Source organism: Anaerolinea thermolimosa (assembly GCF_001050195.2).
Taxonomy (GTDB): Bacteria; Chloroflexota; Anaerolineae; order Anaerolineales; family Anaerolineaceae; genus Anaerolinea; species Anaerolinea thermolimosa.
This window is the reverse complement of sequence record NZ_DF967965.1, coordinates 2,195,495-2,204,185: the sequence shown is the minus strand read 5'-3', so window position 1 is coordinate 2,204,185 and position 8,691 is coordinate 2,195,495. Positions and strand designations below refer to the sequence as shown.

The following is an 8,691-nucleotide window of genomic DNA, read 5'->3' as shown; positions in this document are numbered from 1 at the left end:
ATGCAAGAGCCACGTTGGAAGAAACACAGAAGACCTGGTAGAAGAACTCTCAGCCATCATCCGGGAAGGCCAGGATCATTCGCTGGAAGCCATTCAAGTGTCCCCTGAACGAGCGTTGGAGGACCTGGCTTGTCTCAAAGCCATGATCCATTCCCGGCGTCCAGAGGATCAAGCATGCCTGGAAGGAATCTATTTGCGCTATGCCCAGGCTCGCAAGCCGGGCAAGGGCAAGAAACATGACGTGGCCTTTCGTATCCGCAACCTGTTTATGGATCGCTGGAACCTCTGGCCGCGCCTGACTTTCTACCGGAATTGGAAAGATGAGGATGGAAATGAGATCATAGACGGCACCAACAACCATTGCGAGCGCGCCATCGGCTGGTGGATCAAAGAGCGCTATCGCTCGATGCGCGGCTACAAACAAGAGCAATCTGCTCTTGGCATAAGCCGCCTGATCGCCTTAGCTGGAAACCATCTGGCCCGTGGTTTGCACCTGGCTGACTTGATGGCGTAACCCTGGTAATTCGCCAGGGGGCAGCCCTCATTCCTGTTCCTTCACCATTGTTTTACCAATACTGGAACGATCACCCATTCGGCAGGTCTGAACGATCCACCCTGTTGAGGAACAATTATTCCCTGGGGAGGGAGAAGCAGAACCGGGCACCCTGGCCAGGAACGTTATCCACCCAAATACGCCCCCCATGTTCTTCCACGATGGCTTTGGCCAGGTACAAACCCAGTCCTGCACCTTTGGTCTGGCGGGCTACATCGGGGGCACGGTAGAAACGATCAAAAATGTGGGGGATGTCTTCGGCAGCCACACCTGGCCCCTGGTCACTGACACAGACGATTACCTGTTGGGGACGAACCTCACCATGAATGCGGATGATGCCTCCCGGCGCATATTTAATGGCATTGCCGATCAGGTTGGTCAGTACCTGTTCGAGGCGATTTTCGTCGGCGAAAATGATGGGGAAATCTTCGGGGAAATCTACCTGGATGGTATGGCTGGTGGTCTGGGTTTGCATGCGTTCGGCGATCCGTGCTGCAAGGCGCGGGAGCGAAACATCAGATCGTTTGAGACTCAAACCGCCGGCTTGCAGGCGTGAGGCTTCCAACAGGTTTTCGATCATCCCGGCCAGGCGGTCAGCTTCTTCCTCGATGACTTCCAGGCTGTCCTGGATCACTTCCGGATCCCACTGGGCGTCGTCGCGGCGGAGGGTACTCACATAACCTTTAATCAGGGCCACAGGGGTTTTCAATTCATGACTGATCACCGAAATAAAAGTGCTCTTGAGCTCTTCGGCCTGACGGAACTTTGTAATATCACGTACGGTGCAGATGATATTGCGAAGCCTTCCGTTCTCCCCAATGAGGGGTACGTAAGTGATCCCTACGGGTAAGGGGGGAAGGTCATCACCTACTTTGATATCTCCCTCTACATAGAGATAGGCGTGCGGAGTCAACGGCCAGCCGCCGGATTCGGCCTGTTCCAGGGTCATTCCCTGCGGAGGGCGTTCCCAGCGAATCACATCTTCGTGGCGACGACCGATGAGGGCTTGTCTGGGGAGGTTCAACATCCGCGCAAAAGCCGGATTACAACGCTCGATGGTATTGTTGGCAGCGAGAATGAGAATGCCATCCGAAAGCGAATCCAGCAGGGTGTTCAGACGCTGGCGTTCTTCGTTGGCTTCTGCATAGAGCTGGGCGTTCTGAACGGCAATGGCTGCCTGGTTGGCAAAACTGCTTAGCAGGGCCTGATCATTGGCAGAAAATGCCGTTGTGTAGGAGCGGAAGATAATGATCACGCCCAGGACTCGCTTTCGCGTTACCAGGGGTAGGCCTATTCCACTGAGTAACCCCAGGCTGGCCTGTTGAGCAAGCTGATCGGCCATGTGGCTGATTTGAGGAAGCTCAAATTGCTCAGGATCTTCCTCTTCGACAACCTCAGCCAGCATTTGTTCGATCATGCGGAGAAGGATCGTGGGAATCCCCTGAGAGGCTACCACATGCCAACCGGCGCGTTCGCGCAGGGCGATGAACCCGGCCTGCCCGGCAAGCATTTCTACCGAAATCCGCAGGATTCGGTTGAGAAGCTTCCCGAGGTCCAATTCCTGGGTGATCGCCCGGGCAATCTCCAGCAGGTAATCCCGTTGACGGACGCGAAAATCAGGCAGTAAGGGACCCAGCATGGGCTCGTGCCGTTTCTATGGCTTCATCGAGAATTTCGAAGCCAAGTTCGAGTTCCTCTCGGCGTATGCAAAGAGGTGGAGAGATGCGGATAACACTTTTTCCGCAGCCAAGCAAGAGCAGGCCGCGTTCAAAGGCATAATTGACGACGGCATCGCGCAGAGATTCGTCTGGCTCACGCGTTTCGGGGTTTTTAACAAATTCCAGTCCAATCATCAGGCCCTTACCGCGCACCTGCCCGAGGTTAGGATGCCGCGATTGCAGTGCTTCTGCCAGCCTGAGAGCTTCATTGCCCATGGCAAAGGCGTTCTCAAGGTATTCATTCTCGATGAGGTCAATGGTGGCCAGAGCCGCAGCGCAAGCCAGAGGGTTACCGCCGTAGGTGTTCCCGTGGGCTCCTTTGGGCCAGCTCATCAATGCACGGGGGGCGATCATGGCTCCCATGGGCACACCTGATGCAATTCCTTTTGCAACACATAAAATATCGGGTTCAACTCCAAAGTGTTGAATTCCCCACCACTTCCCGGTACGTCCAACCCCGGATTGCACTTCATCCACAATGAGCAAAATGCCGTAACGATCGCAAAGGGAACGGAGGGCAGGGAAGAAGCCTTCTGCGGGAAGGATATATCCCCCCTCTCCCTGAATGGGTTCTACCAGGATCCCGGCTACTTCTTCTGCAGGAAGCACTTTTCCTAAGATTTCTTCTTCGATGTAGCGAACCACGGTCTGGCCGTAGGTTTCTCCGGGCTGGCTGCGTAATATGGGTCGATAGGGATCTGGATAGGGAACGTGCACGACCCCATTCATGAGGGGGTAAAAGCCTTTGTGATAATGGTTTTTACTGGCCGTGAAAGTGACGGCTCCCATCGTGCGCCCGTGAAACCCGCCTAAAAAACCGATGAACTGGCTCCGCCCGGTGACATAACGGGCCAATTTGATGGCGGACTCAACACTTTCGGTACCAGAATTAGTCATGAAAGAAGCTGTGTCTTCATGCATGGGGGCAATCTCGTCCAGCTTTTCAGCCAGTTGCACCCATTTTTCGTGATAGAAATCAGAAGATATATGGATAAATTTTTCCGCCTGTTCCTGGATGGCCCTGACAACTTTTGGATGACTGTGGCCGGTTGAAACTACCGCAATGCCAGCCGCAAAATCGAGGAAACGGTGCCCATCTACATCCCAGACCCAGCACCCCTTCCCACGATCCATGACAAAAGAATACGCTCTTGGGTAAGAGGGTGAAATGACGGCGTGGTCTCGCTCGATGATGCTTCTGGCAACAGGCCCTGGTAAGATCAACGGGGTAACCATGTGTAGCTTCTCCTTTTGATTGAATGACAGGAAAGAAAAGAGAGCAGGCGCCTGATCCTGCTCTCATAGTGTAGCAAATCTTTATCTTTAAATCCACCTGTCAGGCTGGCTGTGACGTCTGAGAAAGGGCCAGAGCCAGGGCTCCGAGCAGGCCGGTGTCATCACCGAGAGCGGCTTTGGTGATGACCAACCCGTGCAGATACTCCGGTGAAATGACCCGTTCAGAAAGGGAAGAGCGCACGGCTTCCATCCATAATGGACCGCTTTGAGAGACCCCCCCACCCAGAACAATGATCTGAGGGTTAAAGAGGTGGAGAAAATCGGCGATGGCATGCCCCAGGAAAGTGCCTGCGCGGGTGAGGGCCGAACGGGCGAGAGGATCTCCCTGATCGGCGGCGAGGCTTACATCGCGCGCTGAGGGTTTGGCAATTTGAGAAAGGGAGGAAGGAACCCCGAGAGCCAGCTGTTCGGCGACATAATGCGCAATGGCAGTGCCGGATGCAAGGGCTTCAAGGTGGCCGCGCTGACCACAACCGCAGAGTGGGCCATCGGGGAGGACGGTGATATGCCCAATTTCGGCTGCCAGACCCTGGTGCCCGAGAAGCAGGCGGTCGTCTTCAATGACACCCCCGCCGATACCGGTGCTGATGGTAATGTACAGGAGGTTGTGGTAGCCTTGCCCGGCGCCAAATTTCCATTCGCTGAGCGCAGCCAGGTTGGCATCATTCCCCAGAAAAGTGGGGACATTGAAACGGGACTGGACGATCTGCGCGAGAGGAATATTAACCCAACCGGGGATGTTGGGTGCGGCAAATAAAACGCCGGTTTTCGGATTAAGGGGGCCAGGGGCCGCCATGCCGATGGCGCAAACCCTGTGATCGGTGGGCCAGACGGACTGGATCAAATCGAGCAGGCGATCGATGGGTGCCTGATCTTTCGCCTGGGTGAGGATGCGTTTCTGCGCGAGAGGGCGGGTAGCTCCTGCCGGATACACGGCAGCGCGCAGTTGAGTCCCGCCGATATCGACTGCGAGGTAGGTATCCATACGCGGTGATTATATCACAATTTGAGTTAATTTAATTGACTTAAAGCTGGCCTGTGATTAATAATTCTGAAAAGTGAGTGTTGCGCCGCCGATTCTCGACAACGCCTGTTCGTCGTAAGGCCATTGCTGTTTCAGGTTCTGGCGTAATCCGTTGACGGGTTATTCAATCGCTGATATATTGATAACGAATGATGAAAAAAACTGATCCTGTGCGTAGCTTCTGGAAAGCGGTTCGTCGGGAATTACGCTGGCTGACACCCGGCATTGGTGTCAAGCGCTGGCTGGCCCTTATTCTGGCGGGAAATGTCTTGCTTGGGGTGGGGGTAGCCATGTTGCTCCTGGATGTTTACCGCACCGCCCCTGAAACCTGGTGGTTGCCGGCGCTTTCCTTCCTGGCTTTGCGGTTTCTGACTCGCCCTTTGAGGGTGTTGATCTTCGGCGGGCTGGGAATTACCCTGTTAATCCTTGGACTCTGGGGATTTAATCGTTCCCTGTTGAAGCCATTTCTTCAACCGGGCAAACATGTGGTTGACTCAATTTCTGTGTACCGCAGACGGGAACGTGGACCGCGTGTAGTGGCGATTGGCGGGGGGACGGGCCTCTCTACCCTGCTGCGCGGATTGAAGGAATACACTTTTAACCTGACTGCTATCGTCACGGTGGCTGATGATGGTGGGTCATCTGGAGAACTGCGGCGAAGCCTGGGGGTGTTACCTCCAGGAGATATTCGCCATTGCCTGACCGCCCTTGCGGATGACGAAACCTTGATGGGACAATTGTTTAAATACCGCTTTGCCACGGGGAACGGTTTGAGTGGTCATTCCCTGGGAAATTTATTAATCACCGCTCTGGCGGAGATTACGGGTAGTTTCGAAGAAGCCGTGGCTGAGTCTGCCCGGGTTCTTGCAGTTCACGGTCAGGTTTTGCCATCCACGTTGCATGACGTCCGTTTAGTGGCCGATGTGGAAATGCCCCATGCGGAAAAAGGAATGCTGGTGAAAGGCGAAAGCCAGATTCCAAAAGCAGATGGACGTATCCGGCGGGTTTGGTTGGAGCCGGATAACCCCCTGGCGTATCCACCAGCAGTTCAGGCAATCTTAAATGCTGATCTGATTCTGGTTGGACCTGGAAGTTTATTCACCAGTATTCTGCCGAACTTGCTGGTGCCTGATATTGCTGAAGCCTTGCGCGCCAGCCGTGGATTAAAATTTTATATTTGTAACGTGGCAACTCAGCGGGGAGAGACTGACGGCTTCGATTGCTTTGAGCATGTTCGAAGCATCGAAAAACATGTGGGAGAGGGGATATTCGATCTCATCCTTTGCAATAACCAGTACTCGGGGACTCTTCCAGAAGGAATTAACTGGGTGAAACCCAACGATGAGATGAGCGACAGGTATCCTTTATATCTATGTGACCTGGCCGATCCTTCCAACCCGTGGCGGCACGATCCGAAACGGCTGTCTGAGGTGATCATGGACCTGTTCTATGAACGGACCGGTCCTTTGATAAATCGTGAAAATTTGAACAATTCCGAAAATTGATTTTCGTTTATAATTAGCTTGGTTTTTACCCCGCGCTCTCATTTCTGAGGCGGGGCCCTCGTGGAGAGGATAGGGGCTTTTTCGGTTTGTTTTCGTTCAACATGCCTGCGGGCATGTTCCAGTGATTTGATATCCTTTTTTGAGGAGGTTTATTCGAATGAGTACAAAGATCGGTATCAATGGGTTCGGACGTATCGGACGCCAGGTTTTAAAGGCGATCATGGAACGTTACCCCAATGAGCTGGAAGTTGTGGCTGTCAACGATTTGTTTGACGCCAAAACCAACGCTCATCTGTTCAAGTACGACTCGAACTATGGGATCTTCCCTGGTAGCGTGGAAGTGGTTGGAAATGACCTGGTGATCAACGGCCATACTGTCAAGGTGCTGGCTGAAAAAGACCCCGCTAAACTTCCCTGGAAAGACCTGGGAGTGGAGATTGTGATCGAATCCACGGGGATTTTCACGGACGCCAAAGGTGATCCGGCCAAGGGTAAACCCGGAGCCGAAGCTCATATTGTTTCGGGCGGCGCCAAGAAAGTCATTATTTCTGCCCCGGCAAAGAATGAAGACCTGACCGTGGTGCTGGGTGTCAATGAAGATAAATACGATCCTGCCAAGCATCATGTCATTTCTAACGCTTCGTGCACCACTAACTGCCTTGCCCCGGCGGCCAAGATTGTGCATGAGAAGTTCGGCATCTTGAATGCGGTCATGACCACCATTCACAGCTACACCAATGATCAGGTTATCCTCGATCAGGGGCATAAGAAAGAAATGCGCCGCTCGCGCGCTGCCGGGCTTAATATCATCCCCACAACTACCGGGGCTGCTAAAGCAGTGGCGCTGGTGATCCCTGAATTGAAGGGAAAGTTCGACGGGTATGCTCTGCGCGTTCCCACACCCACCGTCTCCATTGTGGACTTTGTAGCCACGGTCGAGAAACCGACCACCAAGGAAGAATTGAATGCCGCGTTTGTGGAGGCGGCCAATGGTGCGCTGAAGGGCATCCTGGGTGTAACCACCGGCGAGTACATGGATCCCCTGGTCTCCATGGATTTCAAGGGTGACTCACGCTCATCCATTGTTGACCTGCCCTCGAACATGGTTATGGGCGGCAATCTGGTGAAAGTAGTCACCTGGTACGACAACGAATGGGGCTATTCCTGCCGCACGGCTGATCTGGCGGCTCTACTTGCCAAGAAACTCTAAACGAATGAACAGGCTATCCAGACAGCCTGAAGGATGATTATCTGGCGGTTAGGGTCGGTTTCCGGACTGAACTAACCGCCAGGTTTTCGTTCGCCAGGGGCGATCTGATGAAATCGAACCCCTGGGTGTAGAAACATCCGTTGAGGGGAATCTCGACGGTCCAACGGGAGGGTCTATGTTCAACAAGAAGTCTGTACGGGATATTGACGTAAAAGGCAAGAAAGTGCTTGTGCGGGTCGATTTTAACGTCCCGATTAAAGATGGTGTGGTTCAGGATGATACCCGGGTGCGTGCCGCATTGCCAACGATTGAGTACCTCCTCGAACAGGGTGCGGCTGTGATCCTTTTCTCGCATTTGGGCCGGCCCAAGGGTGGCCCTGACCCCAAATACTCCATGAAACCGGTGGCGGAATATCTGGGCAAGTTGATGGGTAAGCCAGTCGCCTTTGCGGAGGATTGTGTGGGCGAAAGCGCAGAAAAGGCAGCCGCCAGCCTGAAACCGGGTGAGATCCTCGTACTGGAGAACACGCGTTTCCATCCTGAAGAAGAGAAGAACGACCTTGAACTGGCCCGGAAGATGGCCGCGCTGGCCGATATTTATGTCAATGATGCGTTTGGAAGCGCACATCGTGCCCATTCTTCTACAGAAGGGGTGGCGCGTTTCCTGCCAGCAGTTGCCGGGTTCCTCATGGAGAAAGAAATCCAGTATCTTTCTCAGGCGATTGAAAACCCCAAACGCCCATTTGTGGCCATCCTTGGAGGCGCCAAGGTGAGCGACAAAATTGGGGTGATCAAGAATCTCCTGGGCAAAGCCGATTCGATCCTGATCGGTGGTGGTATGGCCAATACCTTCTTCAAGGCGCAGGGCTATCCGGTAGGTAAGTCGCTGGTGGAAGATGATGTGCTCGATCTGGCGCGCGAGCTTCTCTCCTCGGGCGGCACGAAATTACGTCTCCCGGTAGATGTGGTCATTGCCCAATCCATGGAAGAAGGGGCAGAAACGAAAGTGATGCCGGTTGGACCTATTCCAGACGATTGGATGATCCTGGATATCGGCCCGGAAACGGTGGAGGCCTACGGCAAGGTAATCGGTAGCGCGGCGACGGTTGTCTGGAACGGCCCGATGGGTGTGTTTGAGGTATCTACTTTTGCCAAAGGTACTTTTGGCATTGCAGAAGCAATGGCCAAGAGCCCGGCAGTGACTATCGTGGGCGGTGGGGATTCGGCTTCGGCGATCCAGAAATCGGGATTGGCCGATAAAATCACTCACATTTCTACCGGTGGTGGAGCTTCTCTCGAAATGCTTGAGGGGTTGGTTTTACCCGGTGTGGCCGCCCTGCAGGATAAATAGGCCTCAGGATTAAAAAGGCATGAGCCCTGAATAC

General features: G+C 53.8%; 7 protein-coding genes. 4 read left to right on the top strand and 3 right to left on the bottom strand.

The window, feature by feature from the left end:
- On the top strand, positions 1-514 hold a 514-nt coding region (locus ATHL_RS10020), incomplete at its 5' end, for a hypothetical protein (RefSeq protein ID WP_162787665.1).
- Positions 515-629: 115 nt separating this feature from the next.
- On the opposite strand, the gene ATHL_RS10015 is transcribed toward ATHL_RS10020, so the two are convergent.
- From ATHL_RS10015 to ATHL_RS10005, 3 genes are all read right to left on the bottom strand, one after another.
- A complete protein-coding gene (locus ATHL_RS10015; protein WP_062192984.1) occupies positions 630-2,192 on the bottom strand; it encodes an ATP-binding protein in 1,563 nt (520 codons plus the stop codon).
- Positions 2,170-3,507 (bottom strand): acetyl ornithine aminotransferase family protein, encoded by a 1,338-nt coding sequence (locus ATHL_RS10010; RefSeq protein WP_062192981.1) that lies wholly within the window; start codon positions 3,505-3,507, stop codon positions 2,170-2,172. The genes ATHL_RS10015 and ATHL_RS10010 overlap by 23 nt, the downstream gene beginning before the upstream one ends.
- A gap of 100 nt (positions 3,508-3,607) precedes the next feature.
- Positions 3,608-4,552, bottom strand: coding sequence for an ROK family protein (locus ATHL_RS10005; protein ID WP_062192978.1), 945 nt, complete (start codon positions 4,550-4,552; stop codon positions 3,608-3,610).
- Positions 4,553-4,740: 188 nt separating this feature from the next.
- On the opposite strand from ATHL_RS10005, the gene ATHL_RS10000 reads away from it, so the two are divergent.
- From ATHL_RS10000 to ATHL_RS09990, 3 genes are all read left to right on the top strand, one after another.
- The gene (locus ATHL_RS10000) at positions 4,741-6,096 is read left to right on the top strand and encodes a gluconeogenesis factor YvcK family protein (protein ID WP_062192976.1); all 1,356 of its coding nucleotides are present in this window, start codon (positions 4,741-4,743) and stop codon (positions 6,094-6,096) included.
- A gap of 157 nt (positions 6,097-6,253) precedes the next feature.
- Positions 6,254-7,306: a type I glyceraldehyde-3-phosphate dehydrogenase gene (gene gap, locus ATHL_RS09995; protein WP_062192974.1), complete on the top strand. Its 1,053-nt coding sequence runs from the start codon at positions 6,254-6,256 to the stop codon at positions 7,304-7,306.
- Between the two features lie 175 nt (positions 7,307-7,481).
- On the top strand, positions 7,482-8,657 hold the full coding sequence (locus ATHL_RS09990; protein WP_062192971.1) for a phosphoglycerate kinase: 1,176 nt from the start codon (positions 7,482-7,484) through the stop codon (positions 8,655-8,657).
- Positions 8,658-8,691 lie beyond the last annotated feature (34 nt).

What these genes read in the sequence shown, in the direction of transcription:
- ATHL_RS10015 (WP_062192984.1), bottom strand. Translation starts at nt 2,192, where the DNA reads ATGCTGGGTCCCTTACTGCCTGATTTTCGCGTCCGTCAACGGGATTAC.
- ATHL_RS10010 (WP_062192981.1), bottom strand. Translation starts at nt 3,507, where the DNA reads ATGGTTACCCCGTTGATCTTACCAGGGCCTGTTGCCAGAAGCATCATC.
- ATHL_RS10005 (WP_062192978.1), bottom strand. Translation starts at nt 4,552, where the DNA reads ATGGATACCTACCTCGCAGTCGATATCGGCGGGACTCAACTGCGCGCT.
- ATHL_RS10000 (WP_062192976.1), top strand. Translation starts at nt 4,741, where the DNA reads ATGATGAAAAAAACTGATCCTGTGCGTAGCTTCTGGAAAGCGGTTCGT.
- gap (WP_062192974.1), top strand. Translation starts at nt 6,254, where the DNA reads ATGAGTACAAAGATCGGTATCAATGGGTTCGGACGTATCGGACGCCAG.
- ATHL_RS09990 (WP_062192971.1), top strand. Translation starts at nt 7,482, where the DNA reads ATGTTCAACAAGAAGTCTGTACGGGATATTGACGTAAAAGGCAAGAAA.